Genomic DNA, 15051 nt, shown 5'->3' with positions numbered 1-15051 from the left:
CATTTCGCGCATGTCCACCAAAACCCCCACCGTCGTCACGATCGGCGCCACGCTCCTTACGCACGCTGCTGGGGCGTCGCACAGCGGCACGTAACCGCCATGCCGGCCGCACACACGCCCGTCGTCGCCAGGCGCTTTCGCGAGGACCTCTTCCCCTGGGTCATTGCGCTCGCCACCGGTCTCGAGTATTTCGACAACACGATCTTCTCTTTCTTCACCAGCTATATCGCGGGCGGCATCAACGCATCGACAGACGAACTCGTGTGGTCGTCGAGCGCGTATGCCGTCGCTTCCGTACTTGCCATTCTTCAGCAGCAATGGTGGGTCGAGCGGGTCGGCTACCGGCGTTATATCGGCGGGTGCCTGGTGTTGTTCGCGGCGGGCTCCGTAGCGGCGGCGCTGAGCGAATCGTCGATCGAACTCGCCTTCGCGCGCGGTGCGCAGGGCTACTTCATCGGCCCCATGATGAGCGCGTGCCGCATTCTCATTCAGACCAGCTTCACGCCGCAGCGGCGGTCTTCGGCGGTGCGCGCGTTCCTGAGCATGATCCTGCTGGCGAGCGCGCTCGCGCCGCTCGCGGGCGGCTATCTGGTCGCTTCGTTCGACTGGCGCGCACTCTTCACCTGCACGACGCTCGCGGCCGCCGGCCTTGCGCTCCTCGTGCTGCTCGTCGTGCCGCCCGCTGGCAAGCTGCTTCCCGAAGCGCGCGGCGAAGCGCACTTCTGGCCGTATATGGTGTTTGCGTTCGCGCAGGGCGCGCTGCAGATCGCGATGCAACAGGTGCGGTTCGAGCTGTTCTTCAGTTCGCCCACGCTGGTTGGACTGACGGTGGCGGGATTGCTGTCGCTCGGCTGGTTCGCGTGGCATCAATGGCATCATCCCGCGCCTCTCGTGCGGCTTCACGCGTTGCGCGAGCGGACATTCCAGACGGGCATTGCGCTGTACGTGCTGTTCTACTACATCAGCAATGCGATGAGCTATCTGGTCTCGCGCTTTCTCGAAGGCGGACTTCGCTATCCCGTCGAAAACGCGGGGCGGCTCGTGGGTCTCACGTCGTTTGGGTCGCTTGCCTTCGCGTTCGTCTATTTCCGCGTTTCCCCGCTCATCAAGCATAAGCGCTGGCTGATCGTCCCCGGCTTTCTGATCGCCGCGCTGATCGGCGGCTGGATGGCGAGCATGCCGCCCGACGTCAGCATGCCGTGGCTGTTACCGCCGCTTCTGCTGCGCGGCTTGCTGCTCGTGTCCATCGTATTGCCCGTCGCTAATCTCGCATTCCGCATCTTCTCGGTCGAAGAGTACAACCACGGCTACCGCTTCAAGAACATGGTCAAGCAACTGACCTACTCGTTCTCGACCGCGACGATCATCATGCTCGAACAGCACCGTGAGGCCGTGCACGAGACGCGCCTGACCGAGTTCGTGAATCCGTTCAATCCCGCGTTCCAGAATGCCTTCGACGGCCTGACACGCGCATTCGAAGGGCTGGGGCACACGGCTGGCGACGCGAAGGGCCTCGCGCTCGTCGAGCTCAGCCGCGTCGTCTCGCAACAGGCGAGCTTTCTGAGCTCACTGGACGGCTTTTACTTCCTGATCGGCCTCTCGCTTTGCGGCGGGCTCTTTGCGCTCTACCAGCGGCAAATCGATTGATCGCGTATTCTGCAAAGCGTCATCAACATCAATTGCAGATTTGCAGTGTGCAAGCTTGAGGAAGGTGCGCGGCGCGCACTGTGGAGCGTTTGACCAGTGGATACTCTCACCAGCATGCGGATCTTCGCTCGCGTAGCGGAGGAAGGTAGCTTCACGGGCGCCGCGCAGCGCTTGAACGTCACGGTGCCCGCCGTATCGCGTGCCGTGTCCGCGCTCGAAGCCTATCTGCGCACGCGCCTGTTGAACCGCAGCACCCGCAAGGTCGTTCTGACGGAAGCGGGGTACCGTTATCTGCAACGCTGCGAGCAGATTCTCGCTTTCGTCGATCAGGCCGAAGCCGAAGCCGCCGATGCACAGGTCCGGCCCACCGGCCAGTTGCGCGTGCATGCGACGTCGAGCTTCGGCCAAACGTACGTGACGCCTGCTATCGTGCGCTACCGGCAGCGCTATCCGTCCGTCTCCATCGAGTTGACGCTGTCGCAGCATATGCCCGACATCATCGACGAAGGCTACGACGTGAGCGTCCAGTTGAGCGTTGACGAATTGCCCGATTCGAGCCTCGTCGCGCAGCGGCTCGGCACGGTGCATAGCGTGCTGTGCGCCGCGCCCGCGTACTTGCGCGAGCACGGCATGCCGCGCGAGGTTCATGAACTGACGCAGCACGCATGCTTCCAGTTCGTCTCCTCCGTCTATCCCACCGACCGCTGGTTGCTCGAAGGACCGGATGGCATCGAGACCGTGCATCTGCCGGCCGGCGGTTTTCGCATCAACTCGGCGGACGAGCTTGCCGTCGCGTTGAAGGAAGGCATCGGTATCGGCGCGGTGCCAATGTCGACGGCCGTGTCGGCGCTGCGCGACGGATCGCTCATGCGCGTTCTGCCGGACTATCACTTGCAGCCGCTCTCGGCTTATGCGCTTTACACGTCGCGCCGCTATCTCGACGCGAAGATCAAGACCTTCGTCGAGTTTCTGAGGGAAGAGATTCCGCAGATGCTCAGCGCGTCCGCAGCCAACCTGCGCGACATGAAACAGCCGCACGCCGAGGCGTGAGCGCCGCCTCTGGCTTCAACGCTTTCAATACGCTTCCTGATTGAAAACCGCCGCGTAAAAGTCGATGACGTTGCGCACCTTTATGCGCCGGTGCACCGCGAACTGACGCGCCATCGCGTCACGCGTAGCAGCCCGCTTCGGGTGGCGACCAGCGCCCGAAGCTCTGCAAGTCTTTTGCCAGAAACATGCCCATCAATCTCGCGAAATGCGCGGCAGCGCACGGAACGATCGGTCGCGGCACGTTATTCTCCCGAAGATCACCGCGAACCGCGCCCGCTTCTGCCGCGCGGCCTTCGCTTTGGCGCGCGTCGTCCAACCGCCATCACGGTCGTCACCCATGCACAAGCAAGCCGTCAACTATGCACTGGTTTTCGCCTGCGGATGCGCAGCGGCCATCGACACATTCGGCGCGGATTCGATCGGCGTCGTCAAGACGGTGAAAGGCTCGGTTCATATCGAGCGCACGGCGCAAAGCATGGACGCCGCCGTCGGCAGCGAGGTGTTCAAAAGCGACCGCATCGTAACGGGCCCCGCGTCTTCCGTCGGCATCACGCTGCGCGACAATACGCTGCTTTCCGAGGGCTCCAGTTCGGTACTCGAGCTCAACCAGTTCGCCTTCGATACCACCACCCACGACGGCACGCTCGATGCAACCATCCGGCGCGGCTCGCTCGCGGTCGTCGACGGCAAGCTGGCAAAGGCCCATCCGGAAGCGGTGCGTTTCAGCACGCCGACCACGACGCTCGGCGTGCGCGGCACCGAATTCATCATCGAGGTCGGCGACGGGGAGAACGGGCATTGAAGCCCGCGGCACAACGGCGAAGGCTCACGTGGTGCGCAAGCTGCGCGACGCTCGCGTTGGTTTCGGCATGCAGCTCGACGCCCGACAAGATCACCTTGCTGCCCAATCCGGACGGCACGGTCGGCAGCGTGATCGTGCGAAGCGGCAACAAGACGCAAGTCATCGACAAGGCTTACGCGACGGCCGAAGTCGCGAAAGGCGGCGCGATCGAGCAGACGGCAAGCAGTGCGGCCAATGTCGAAACACGCTATGGCGACGTGCTCGCCGCGCAGCCGCCGCGCCCGAAGACCTTCACGATCAACTTCCTGTTCGACTCGGCGACGGAACTCGCACCGCAGTCCAATGCGACCGTCCAGCAGCTGAAAGCGGCGCTCGCGACGTGGCCCGCGCCGCATCTGACCGTCGTGGGCCATACGGATCTGGCAGGCTCGCAGGAATACGACGACAAGCTGTCGATGCAGCGCGCGCAGACCGTCGCGAAGTTTCTGATCAAGGCGGGCATCCCCGCGAAAGAAATCGAAACGGCGGGACGCGGCAAGCGCGAACCACTCGTGCACACCGCGGACGGCGTCCCTAACCAGATGAATCGGCGCGTCGTCATTACAATCCAGTGATCCGGGTGATCCGTCACTGCGCCTGTCAAGCGCACTGATCTGCCGCTGCCGACATGAAACGCTTTCGCGACTACTCATGGCTGATTTTTTTCATGAAGCTGATGAGGGCGGGACAAGGCCGCCCCGTCGCGCTCGCGGTGCTGCTCGGCCTGAGTCTGCTGAACCTGTACAGCGAATCGCCCGGCGTCATTCCGCGACCGGCGCTGCTGGACAAGCTCGACGACATGGTGCCCGATACGTTCGGCACGGCGCGGCAACTGCTGTTCGATCACTACCAGCGCCGCTTCCCGCGCGTGCCCGCCTCGCAGCCTGTGACCATCGTCGCGATCGACGACAGGACGCTCGCGGCCGTCGGTCAATGGCCGTGGCCGCGCAACCGGCTGGCGAACCTCGTCGACGCGATCGCGGTGCACAAGCCGCTCGCGATCGGTCTTGACATCTATATGCCGGAAGCCGATCAGACCTCGCCCGACAAGGTCGCCGACAACCTGCCCGCCTCGGCCGCCACGCTCGCAGCGGGCTTGCGCGCGCTGCCTCGCCACGAGGCCATTCTTGCGAACTCGCTACGCGCCGCGCCTTCGATACTCGGCGCCGCCGCCGTCGATCACGCCGCGTTCGACACCAGCACCGACCTGCGCAGCGCGCCGATCCTCGTGCACGGCGTCGATCCGCTGAACCGCGTGAAGCGGTACAACTACGTGCTCGCGAGCCTGCCGGAATTGCAGGCGGCGGCGCACGGACAGGCGATGCTCAATGTCGCGCTCGAACAGGGCACGGTCCGGCGCATCCCCCTCATCCTTGGGTTGGGCGACAAGCTCGTGCCGTGCATGCCCGTCGAAATGCTGCGCGTCGTCACGGGATCGGCGGCTGTCGACGTGTATGCGAACACGACGGGCATGCAGTCAGTCGGCGTCGCGGATGTGGAAGTGCCCACCCAGCCCGACGGCGACATCTGGCTGCATTTCGCGTCGATACGCTCGACGCAACATCGCTACGTCTCCGCGCGCGACGTCCTGCAAGGCCAGGTCGATCCCGACCGCTTTCATAACAAGCTGGTGCTGGTCGGCTTGACGGGAACGGGCAACACCGACATGCGCACGACCGCGCTGGGCGAACTGGTGCCGGGTATCGAGATTCAGGCTCAGATCATCGAGACGATTTTCGACGGGCGTTTCCTGCGCCGCCCTGTCTGGCTCAAGTGGGCCGAGACGATCTTCGTCCTCGCCTTCGGGATTCTGATCATCTGGTATCTGCCGCATACCGATTCGCGTCTTGCGGCATTCGTGCGGGCCGTGCCGAAAGCGTCCGCGGTCCTCGGCCTGCTGCTCAACCTGCTGTTGCTCGCGAGTTGCCTGCTGCTGTTCAAATACTTCGGCTTGCTCGTCGATGCAGCGTCGATTTTCATCATCCTGTCTGCGGTGATGGGCTGCTTCTTTTCGACAGCATTGCTGGACCTGGGCGTGCAAACCCGGCGAGAGGCGAAGCGCCGGCGAGCCAGCGCTTCGCGATCTGCGGATCAGCTTCCGCGATAGACGGGCCCCTGACGATCGGCAGGAGCGCGGCGGCCCGACTGCGTGGTCATTGCATCGTCGCCGCCGACGCCAGTACGCTTTTCATCCATCATGCCTGCCATGGCCGCTTCCGCTGCCAGTGTCTGAGCGCTTTGGCCCGCCTGCGAAGCCGGTGCGCCGGTATCCGGACGATAGTAAGGCGCAGGACCATAGCCGCTTGCGAAAGCGGGTGCGGCCAGCGACGCCGAGCTTGCGACGAGCAAAGTAACGATAAGCTTCGATTTCATAAGGACTCCAATTAAATCAATGAACGGATCGACCACAAGGACCATGTCCATTGCGTCGCGTCGTGTTCAATATTGATGGGACGATGTGCAGGGCCGTCGTGCGGCACGCTGCCAAAGAGGCTCAACCAAACAACACTTTCCAGGAATCTGAGCAATGCTGTTGACGCCGTGGCGGCCTGGCCAAGCTGGCCGTCGTTGTGCCCGCGGCTACCAATGCAGGGGTTGTGCCAGCCGCGCTATCTTTTCCGCCGGTTGCTGTCAGGCAGTTGAAAACAAACAGAATTGCCGCATTGAAAGGCGAATGCGAGCCACGCGCGTAGCGTCGCGTTGTCGGGCGGATGCCAACTCTTTTCTATTTGATGTACGCGATCGTCCAACAGAATGCCGTCGCCGTGCGGCGATGTCTTTAACGAAGCACTGAATGACACGCCAATGCACGCGCGGCAGGACGCATGTAATTGGGCCGCGAAACACCACGCCCGATGCGCGCGTATGTCGCGGCCCAACTCAATCATGCATTTGCTGAAATCTGCGGCCTATTGCGGCTCGTACCACGAGTACGTCGCCAGTGTATTCACGGGCTTGCCGATCTGCAGTGTGATATCGCGATGCGAGATCAACTCGATACTGCGCAAATCCCCTTCGTAGCGCCGCACGTCGCCGTTGTCGTTGACGTATGCGACTACCGTTCCCGTTACCCCCGCGACGTTCGTATTCGATAACGTCTGTCCCCAGATATCGAAGAACTGGCCGAGCGTGAAAGTCTTCATATTTGGCGTTTCGATGTGGATGATCCCCGTCGAATCGTGCGTGTGCATCTCGTAGTTGCACTGCGAGAGAATGCCGACGTTCGCGGGCAACGCTAGCCACTGGCCATCGCTGACGATCGCCAGATGCGCGTGCACGTGGTACAGCTCGCTCATGCCCGACGCGCAGACCAGCCCGTCGACATCGGCGCCCGTGCCGCCCGTCGATGTATTGCCGTTCTGCCAGTGCGCGGTGCCGACGGTGCCGCCATACGCCAGCACCGTCTGGTTGGGATCGAAAGACGGCGGATCAGTCCAGCTGAACGTCGGGATCTGTCCGAGTGGCGAGCCGATTTCTATCGACACTTCGCCGTGTGCGGGCAGCACGAGACTGGCGGGATCGCCCGTGTATCTGGTGAGCTGGCCGCCATTGTTCACGTAGACCGTGATAGGCGTCGACGTCAATCCCGCGACATTCGCCGACGTGAGCGGCTGGCCCCAGATCGCAAAGAACTGGCCGAGCGTGTACGACGCATTCGAGCTCGCGTCCATGCGGATCTTGCCCGTTTCGTCATCCGTGTGCAGCGGATACGCGCAACCCGTTTGCGCGGCCATCGTCGGCGCCACCGTGCCGATGTTCGCGGGCAGCGCTAGTGATCTGCCGTTCAGATAAATCGACAAATGCGAGTAGGTGTAGATATTGCCGCGCGTGCCGCAATTCAGGCCGCTGACAGGCTGGCCCTTGCCGCCCGTCTGCGTCGATCCGGCGGGCCAATAATCGTCGCCGACCTTGCTGCCGTCGACAAGCGCGGTCGCGTTCGCCAGCGTCGGCTGGCTCGTATTCGCAGCTGGCGCGCCCGGTGAACCGCCCGATCCGCCGCCGCCGCAACTCGCCAACATCAGAATGGCGCCAACCGTAACGATCCGTGAAAAGATGCCGTACGACATGTCGATCTCCGCCCATGTAATCCCAGTGACGTGCCGTTGGACGGCATCTCGTGATTGCGCAACGGCACGAACGTGCGTTGCTCGTGTACTAGCTGCCTTGCCGCGTGCCGCTGACCAGCGCCTTGAGCCGCCGCAACAGCGCGGACAGGAGACCTTCACGACGATGTACTTGCACCTGACGGTGCGGCATGCGCTGCAGATCGTCCCAGTCGGTTTCCAGTGAGCGCGCATGGCCCGCTGGCGTAAAAGGCCACACGGTTGCCGACGCGCGCATGATGCCCGTGACGGCCTGCCCGTGCGCTTTCGCGCTGTCGATGTATGCGTTGATCGCCGATGCCTCGCGCTCGGCGGCTTCCCTCGAGATCGTCGCAACGAAGTCGTCCAGCCCTTCGATGTGAACGCACCAAAGCTGCTCGCTCAAGACGCGCTCCTGATGAACCGAGGCTCGATCTTCGTCTTTCGAACCCGCACGTTGCGTGTGAGCCGCAGACTTCCTGAACGTGATTGCATGAGTCATGTATGGCGCACCTGCTCGAATAAAACGTTGAGCCGTTCCTGCTTTCGTGGGGGAAAAATACGTTCCTCGAGCGCCGCGATAAAGCGCATACGCGATTGCGCTCAATACGCGTTCTGATGAGAAATGCCCTTGAAGATGGTCGCGAGGATGATCCGCAGATCCAGAGCGAAAGACCAGTTGCGCAGGTAATACAGATCGTGTTCGACACGCCCTTCCATCTTTTCGATGCGATCGGTTTCGCCCCGGAATCCGTTGATCTGCGCCCAGCCTGTAATGCCCGGCTTGATCCGGTAGCGATGGATATAGCCCGACACCACATGCTGATACTGGTCGTCATGCTCCAGCGCATGCGGACGCGGCCCGACCACCGACATATCGCCACACAGCACGTTGAAGAACTGCGGCAATTCGTCGAGACTCGTGCGCCGCAAGAAAGCGCCAGCGCGCGTGATACGCGGATCATCGCGTTTCGCCTGCTCGAGCACACCCGTCTTTTTCTGATGCAGGCGCATCGTGCGGAACTTGTAGATCGTGAATACGCGGCCATCCGCGCCCTTGCGCTGCTGCTTGAAAAACACAGGCCCCCGCGAACTCAGCTTCACGGCAATCGCGCACCCGAGAAGAATCGGTGAAATGGCGATCAGCGCGCAAAGCGCGAACAGGCGGTCGAACAGATCTTTCTTGACCATTGCGTTGGGCGGCAACGGCGACGCGGCGAGATTGATCGTCGGCTGATCCAGCACACTCGTCACGCTTCCCTCGAATAAAGCAAGCGCGCGCACATCCGGCATGAAACGAATGTTGATCAGGTCATTGCGGAACTCGTCGACCAGCTTCAGGATTGCGCGCTCTTCCGTCAATGGCAACGCCAGCCATACTTCGCCGATGTTCTGCTCGCGCACGTATCGGGCAAATGCCTTGTGCTCGGAGAAAGTCGGCACATGCGACGCAGGTTCGGCGTCCGGTTGCAGATTGTAGATCGCCCACGGCCGGAAACCGGAAGCAGGTGCATCATCCATTTTATGAATGATGTCGTTGTAGTGGTCTCCACACGCAGCAATTGCAACCGGCTGCAAATCCATTCCGGCATGGCGGGCACGTCCAATCACACTGTGCAGCACGAGACGGCTCGCAATGAGCGCGCTGCCTGAAATGGCCGTCCAGTAAACGAACCACAGCCGCGACACGAAATCGATCCGGTGCAGCGAGAACATCAGGGCCATTGCGCATCCCTGCACGATCAGCCAGCCCAACGCCACTTGACCCGTCAATATCCGCTTCGAACGCCCACGCCACGATTCATACACGCCGAGCGTGGGAAAAATGGCAAGCGAAAAAGCCGCCGAAAACGCGACGAAGGCGAGATAAAACCCACGCTGCGACACGTCGTCGAAGCGGATTTGCGACGCCACGAGCGCACCCGTCACGATCAGGGCGACATCGAATAGCCGCGCCAGCAGACCTGTCAATGCACGCATCACAACACCCCTCTAGGCAAGCACATATCCACCACGGCCGCTCAATTGCAGCGGCCGTACTTGTCATCGAACCGCACGATGTCGTCCTCGCCGAGATACGCGCCGGACTGCACTTCGATGATCTGCAGCGGCACATGGCCGGGGTTCTCGAGACGATGCTGCACGCCGATCGGAATGTAGGTCGACTGGTTCTCGCTCAGCAGGAACTGCTCGTCGCCGCGCGTGACGAGCGCGGTGCCGCATACGACGATCCAGTGTTCCGCGCGATGGTGATGCATCTGCAATGACAGCCGCCCGCCAGGACTCACGACGATGCGCTTGACCTGAAAGCGCTCGCCGTGATCGATGGAATCGTAAAAGCCCCACGGACGACGCACTTTTCGATGATTGTCGGCTTCCGGCGCCTTGGTCTGCCGGATCCGCGACACCAGACCCTTGATGTCCTGCACATGCGACCGGTCCGCGACGAGCACGGCATCGTCCGTTTCGACGACGACCAGATCGCTCGTCCCCACGCATGCGACGAGCCTGCCGCCTTGCGAACGCGCATACGTACTCGTTGCGCCTTCCATCACCACACGGCCGTTCGCCACATTGCCGAACTCATCTTTGTCCATTGCCTGCCACACGGCATCCCATGAACCGAGATCGGACCAGCCGGCTTCGAGCGGCACCACGACAGCCGTGAAGGGCGACGCAGGCTTGCCGAGTTGCTCCATCACCGCATAGTCGATCGAATCGGACGGACAGCGCTCGAATGCATCGGCACCCGGCGCGATATGACCGTTGTCGCGCCTGGCATCCGCGTAGGCCTGCATGCACGCAGCGTGCATGTCCGGCTGGAACACTTTCAACGCGGCGAGCCATACTGACGCGCGCACCACGAACATGCCGCTATTCCACCAGTAGCCGCCCGATGCAACGTATTGCGCGGCCAGTTCGGCAGCGGGCTTTTCGACGAAGCGGTCGATACGATGCGCGCCATCCTGCAATTGCGCGCCGAGTCGGATATAACCGAAGCCCGTGTCGGCGCTCGTTGGCGGAACACCCAGCGTAGCGATCTCACCTTCCTGCGCGTGGAGCGCCGCGAGTTCGATGGACCGATGCAATGCGAGCACGTCCGCAATCGCGTGGTCCGCAGGCATCGCGACGAGAATCGGATCGTCTCCGTCGGCGCAGGCGGCCAGCGCGGCCAGCGTCAATGCAGGCGCCGTATCGCGCCGCGCCGGTTCGACGACGACACACGGCTTCACACCACAGTCGGCTGCCTGCCCGGACGTCGCATGGAAATGTTCAGCGCCGCAGACAATCACAGGTTCCGCAGCGACGTCCCACGCTTTCGTGAACCCGTCCATGCGCTTCATCGTGGCCTGCAGAAGCGATTGATCGCCGACTACATCGATCAGCTGTTTCGGATATTGCTCGCGTGATACGGGCCACAACCGCGTGCCCGAGCCGCCTGCGAGAATGACCTGCACGAGCCGTCGGCCACTGGTTGCCGATTCGGCAACGGCGACGTTCTGTGCTTCGGCATGCGTGATTCGTGTGTCCACTTCAATCTCCCTGGTATTGAAGTCCGGAAGCCAGGTCCTCGTCGCCCGTGACTGTCTGGGCGACGTCGATATGAACCAACCACCGGCTTTTTATTTACACACCTTGCGCGCGAATCTTGCGAGTATCGACGCGGGATTGTGATGGCCGCAGAGCGCATCGGCCGCGAACGGGAGGCAACTGAGGAAAGCGCCCGTCCTGCGTCGTGCTCGCGCAACCTTGCAAGATGAAGGAAAGATCGAAGTTCCGGCAACGGCGTCGTGAACGACTCGCAGCCATCGTATTCAACTCGACCTGTGATGAATCATAGACACCTTACGCTGCGATACAGCATCTCTGGCGCGAACGGTTGATGTTATGGCCTGTCACGCTGAGCCTTTCGGATAATGGCTAATATCTGGCGGCTTCAAGATTTTTGAAAAGCGATTCGAGCTTGGAAATAAAGGGGTAATCGTGTTAGGTTGTGTATAGAAGGTGTTCCTCTCTTATCCGGTTGGGCACGATATCTGCCCTCGTTTGGTGTCCGGATACGGAAACCTCACACGTCAATAGCAAAGTCGCAATTCCATTCTGGCGGCTGATCGGCATCCCGATCGTTCGCCGCGCGCAATGTTGGATCAACATCCTTCATTGACATGCGCCACTTCCACCAGCGGACGTGCAACTCTATTCTTCGCGAGAGTCGAAATGGCTTACATATCGGTATTGGCGCTATTCCTGACTGTTACCAATCTGGTGCCGCTTAGCGCAGTGGGATTTTTGCCGATCATATTCTGCGCCTGGCGCTTTTTCGGCAGAAGCTACCCGTCCTTTATCGCGCCGCTCACGGCACTGACGCTGTTCGCGCTCGTATCGACGTTGCTCTACGACCCCCACTCTCTGACCGAATTCGATTTCTATCGGCGCGACGGCAATTTGTTCATTGCGTATGCGCCCATTTTTGCCGGTTGCCTGTACTCGCATCGCTGGGACATGAACAAGCTGCTTCGCGCGTTCTTCGTGTTTGCCGTTGTCATCAATATCCCGCCTTACGCGCTCTATCTCGCACAGAATGGATTGCTCAGCATCTTCAAGCATCCCGACGACAGCTTCGGCAGCTTCTTCATCGCCCGCAATGCGGCAGGCGGCTTTCTCGCGATGCTGTTCTGCCTCGGCGTGGCCTGCTATCTCCAGCGGCGCAGCAAGATCATGCTCGCGCTGATCGCGCTCAACTGGCTGATGCTCTTCTCGACATATAGCCGCGGCTCGCTGCTAGGCGCCCTTGCGGTACTGCCCTATCTGTACTTCGGGCGCAAACGCGTGATTCTCGCGTCGCTGATCTCATGCCTCGTTGTGGCGTCCCTTGCCATGGCGATGTATCACACGCGCTCCACTGTCGACTACATGGGTTACACCTTCAGCATCCAGAATCAGGACGCCAAGACGGCGAATCTGGACATCCGCTACGAATGGCTCTGGCCAAGAGCACTCGCCTATTTCCGCCAAAGCCCGATTGTCGGCATGGGATTCGGTTCATTCGACGACCAGATACGCAACGTCGTGTCGTATTTCGGCGTGCTCGGCGTACCTTCCGACATCATCGTCGAACACAGCGATTCCCACGCGCACAACTCGTATCTGAACTTTCTTGCCGAGCTTGGCGTGGTCGGCCTGGCACTGGTGCTGGGTTTTTACTGGAAGCTCGTCAAATGGAGCCAGGATGGCGCCGCGCGCAGCGCTCTCGTCGAACGCGGACGGAACTTCGCGGCATTCCGCTTCGTCGAGATTTCGTCCGTATGTCTGCTCGTCATGGCCGCGACGGAACATCGGCTGGTCTCGCCTTCAAATGTTCTGATTCTTTCTCTAGTCATTTCACTGCTGCTCGCGTCGCGACCGGTGCGCGTGTCGAATCCCGCATACGGACGGGCCCGTGTGCCCGACCCGCAGCCGCCATATCGACAACGCGGACAAGCTTATCCAACGGCAACCGGGCGCAGTATCCCGCGCTCTTGAGCCGACGAAACCGAACGAACAGGCCGATATGTGGACAGTCCTTTCCAACGTCGGCGATGCTGCTGTCACGCTGCCCATCGCCATCGTGTGTGCAATCTGGATTGCAATGAGTGATGTGCGGCTCGCGTTGCGCTGGGCGCTCGCGTTGAGCTGCGGCATGCTGCTGGTCGGCGCGAGCAAGATCTTGTACTACACGTGGGGCGTGGTGCCGCCATTGATGCACTTTCGCGTCATTAGCGGTCATACGATGCTATCGACAGCCGTGTGGACCGTTGCGCTCGCGCTGCAATTGAGATGGTGGCGGCTACCCCGTTCAGGCATCCTCGCAGGCGTCGCCGCTGGACTGCTTTTGGGCGCACTGACAGGGGCTTCGCGTGTGCATGGACATTCGCACTCGATCGCCGAAGTCTGTGTGGGTTGGGTGATCGGCGCCGCCGTCGCTGCAGCGTTTCTGCGGACGGCGCTACGCGCCGAATTCCGACGGTTATGGCCTATCGAGTCGACGATTTGCCTGCTCGCCGTGTCGACCTTGACCTATGGGCATACGGCGCCGTTCCAGGATCTCATCAAGGACAACTCGGCGGCGCTTAGAGAGAATACGCCAGCGCTTGTCTGCGCGCTGTCACACGCGCGCCCGCGGCAACACGGATAAGCGTCCGCGCGAGCGAAGCCGTTCAGACCAGCAGATGCCGCTCGGGCGCTTCGTCCTTTAACGACACTTCATCGTCTGCGGCCTCCACATACGAAGGATCGGTGAGACTATCCGGCAGCCGGTCTTCGATAAATGACGTCAACGCTGTCTTGAACCGCTCCGACGAAAAGCGCTCCGCGTTCTTGCGGCACTGACGCGCATCGAAAAGACGGGAGTACTTTTCGAACCTGTCCACGGCTTCCAGCAGCGACTCAGCCGTCTGCTCCTGGAAAAACACGCCCGTGGGCCGCTCGCGCGGCAAGCCTAGCACCGACTCCAACGCTCCGCCCCGCCCGAACGCGACCACGGGTGTCCCGCACGCCTGCGCTTCGACGACCGAAATGCCGAAATCTTCTTCCGCCGCGAACACGAAGGCACGCGCGCGCTGCAGATGATCGACCAGCACGTCGAACGGCTGATGGCCGAGAATCGTGACGTTTTCACCCGCGGCGGCTTTGACCTTCTTCATATCCGGCCCATCGCCGATGACGACCAGTTTGCGCTCCGGTGTTTGTGAAAACGCCTTGACGATCAGATCGATGCGCTTGTAGGGCACCATGCGGGACGCAGTGACGTAGAAGTTCTCCTTGCCCTCACGAATCGGCATATGGCTAAGATCGACGGGCGGATAAATGACCGTCGCATCGCGCCGATAGGCCTTCCTGATCCGGCGCGCAATGAACTTCGAATTGGCGAGCAGATGATCGACACCATTCGCGGAGCGCGAATCCCACCCCCGAATATAGTGAAGCAGCACACGGGCCATCGCCGATTTGACGCCCGCCGTCAGACGCGACTCTCTCAGGTACTGATGCTGAAGATCCCACGCGTAGCGTATGGGCGAATGCACGTAGCTTATGTGCAACTGGTTCGGTCCCGTCAGCACGCCTTTCGCCACGGCATGCGAACTGGAAATGACGAGGTCGTAGGAGGACAGATCGAGCTGTTCGATTGCGATCGGCATCAAGGGCAGATACGCCCTGTAGCGTTTGCGCGCGAACGGCAAGCGCTGAATGAACGATGTCCTGACCGGCTTGTCCTTGATGCAGGCGCGGTCCTCCATGAAATCGACCAGCGAAAACAGGTCCGCGTCCGGGAAGCATTCGATAATGTTCTGCAGTACCTTTTCGGCACCGCCCGATACCACCAACCAGTCATGAACAATGGCAACTTTCAACGCGACCTCCCTGTACTCGTCGAGTACGTTAATACTTTTC

Annotated in this window: 13 protein-coding genes; 7 read left to right on the top strand and 6 right to left on the bottom strand. The window is 61.3% G+C overall.

Features of this window, described 5'->3' with window-relative positions; genetic code table 11:
* The first annotated feature begins 99 nt into the window (after positions 1–99).
* The 5 genes from C2L66_RS19015 to C2L66_RS18990 all read left to right on the top strand — a co-directional run bounded on the left by C2L66_RS19015 (position 100) and on the right by C2L66_RS18990 (position 5645).
* A complete protein-coding gene (locus C2L66_RS19015; protein WP_060603776.1) occupies positions 100–1647 on the top strand; it encodes an MFS transporter in 1548 nt (515 codons plus the stop codon).
* Between the two features lie 96 nt (positions 1648–1743).
* A complete protein-coding gene (locus C2L66_RS19010; protein ID WP_060603779.1) occupies positions 1744–2697 on the top strand; it encodes a LysR family transcriptional regulator in 954 nt (317 codons plus the stop codon).
* Between the two features lie 337 nt (positions 2698–3034).
* Positions 3035–3499: a FecR family protein gene (locus tag C2L66_RS19000; RefSeq protein ID WP_007730315.1), complete on the top strand. Its 465-nt coding sequence runs from the start codon at positions 3035–3037 to the stop codon at positions 3497–3499.
* Positions 3496–4113 (top strand): OmpA family protein, encoded by a 618-nt coding sequence (locus tag C2L66_RS18995; RefSeq protein ID WP_054932700.1) that lies wholly within the window; start codon positions 3496–3498, stop codon positions 4111–4113. The genes C2L66_RS19000 and C2L66_RS18995 overlap by 4 nt, the downstream gene beginning before the upstream one ends.
* Positions 4114–4205: 92 nt before the next feature.
* A complete protein-coding gene (locus C2L66_RS18990; protein ID WP_225031871.1) occupies positions 4206–5645 on the top strand; it encodes a CHASE2 domain-containing protein in 1440 nt (479 codons plus the stop codon).
* On the opposite strand, the gene C2L66_RS18985 is transcribed toward C2L66_RS18990, so the two are convergent.
* From C2L66_RS18985 to C2L66_RS18965, 5 genes are all read right to left on the bottom strand, one after another.
* A complete protein-coding gene (locus tag C2L66_RS18985; RefSeq protein WP_060603784.1) occupies positions 5630–5911 on the bottom strand; it encodes a hypothetical protein in 282 nt (93 codons plus the stop codon). The two genes, C2L66_RS18990 and C2L66_RS18985, sit on opposite strands and share 16 nt — an antisense overlap.
* A 536-nt stretch (positions 5912–6447) precedes the next feature.
* Positions 6448–7605 (bottom strand): hypothetical protein, encoded by a 1158-nt coding sequence (locus C2L66_RS18980; RefSeq protein ID WP_176056868.1) that lies wholly within the window; start codon positions 7603–7605, stop codon positions 6448–6450.
* A gap of 88 nt (positions 7606–7693) precedes the next feature.
* Positions 7694–8026: a hypothetical protein gene (locus tag C2L66_RS18975; RefSeq protein WP_054932707.1), complete on the bottom strand. Its 333-nt coding sequence runs from the start codon at positions 8024–8026 to the stop codon at positions 7694–7696.
* Positions 8027–8223: 197 nt separating this feature from the next.
* The gene (locus C2L66_RS18970; protein WP_060603787.1) at positions 8224–9600 is read right to left on the bottom strand and encodes an undecaprenyl-phosphate glucose phosphotransferase; all 1377 of its coding nucleotides are present in this window, start codon (positions 9598–9600) and stop codon (positions 8224–8226) included.
* A gap of 41 nt (positions 9601–9641) precedes the next feature.
* Entirely contained in the window at positions 9642–11141 is a 1500-nt protein-coding gene (locus C2L66_RS18965; RefSeq protein ID WP_060606917.1) for a mannose-1-phosphate guanylyltransferase/mannose-6-phosphate isomerase, read from the bottom strand.
* A gap of 697 nt (positions 11142–11838) precedes the next feature.
* On the opposite strand from C2L66_RS18965, the gene C2L66_RS18960 reads away from it, so the two are divergent.
* Both C2L66_RS18960 and C2L66_RS18955 read left to right on the top strand, forming a co-directional pair.
* On the top strand, positions 11839–13143 hold the full coding sequence (locus tag C2L66_RS18960) for an O-antigen ligase family protein (RefSeq protein ID WP_060603790.1): 1305 nt from the start codon (positions 11839–11841) through the stop codon (positions 13141–13143).
* A 28-nt stretch (positions 13144–13171) separates the two neighbouring features.
* On the top strand, positions 13172–13795 hold the full coding sequence (locus tag C2L66_RS18955) for a phosphatase PAP2 family protein (RefSeq protein WP_060603793.1): 624 nt from the start codon (positions 13172–13174) through the stop codon (positions 13793–13795).
* A gap of 22 nt (positions 13796–13817) precedes the next feature.
* On the opposite strand, the gene C2L66_RS18950 is transcribed toward C2L66_RS18955, so the two are convergent.
* Positions 13818–15011: a glycosyltransferase family 4 protein gene (locus tag C2L66_RS18950; protein WP_054932745.1), complete on the bottom strand. Its 1194-nt coding sequence runs from the start codon at positions 15009–15011 to the stop codon at positions 13818–13820.
* Positions 15012–15051: the final 40 nt, after the last annotated feature.

Source organism: Paraburkholderia caribensis (assembly GCF_002902945.1).
Taxonomy (GTDB): domain Bacteria; phylum Pseudomonadota; class Gammaproteobacteria; order Burkholderiales; family Burkholderiaceae; genus Paraburkholderia; species Paraburkholderia caribensis.
This window is presented reverse-complemented; position numbering and strand designations above follow the sequence as displayed.

Bases quoted from the DNA above. Each gene is read 5' to 3' on its own strand.
- C2L66_RS19015 (WP_060603776.1), top strand. From the start codon at position 100: ATGCCGGCCGCACACACGCCCGTCGTCGCCAGGCGCTTTCGCGAGGAC.
- C2L66_RS19000 (WP_007730315.1), top strand. From the start codon at position 3,035: ATGCACAAGCAAGCCGTCAACTATGCACTGGTTTTCGCCTGCGGATGC.
- C2L66_RS18990 (WP_225031871.1), top strand. From the start codon at position 4,206: ATGAAGCTGATGAGGGCGGGACAAGGCCGCCCCGTCGCGCTCGCGGTG.
- C2L66_RS18985 (WP_060603784.1), bottom strand. From the start codon at position 5,911: ATGAAATCGAAGCTTATCGTTACTTTGCTCGTCGCAAGCTCGGCGTCG.
- C2L66_RS18980 (WP_176056868.1), bottom strand. From the start codon at position 7,605: ATGTCGTACGGCATCTTTTCACGGATCGTTACGGTTGGCGCCATTCTG.
- C2L66_RS18970 (WP_060603787.1), bottom strand. From the start codon at position 9,600: ATGCGTGCATTGACAGGTCTGCTGGCGCGGCTATTCGATGTCGCCCTG.
- C2L66_RS18960 (WP_060603790.1), top strand. From the start codon at position 11,839: ATGGCTTACATATCGGTATTGGCGCTATTCCTGACTGTTACCAATCTG.
- C2L66_RS18955 (WP_060603793.1), top strand. From the start codon at position 13,172: ATGTGGACAGTCCTTTCCAACGTCGGCGATGCTGCTGTCACGCTGCCC.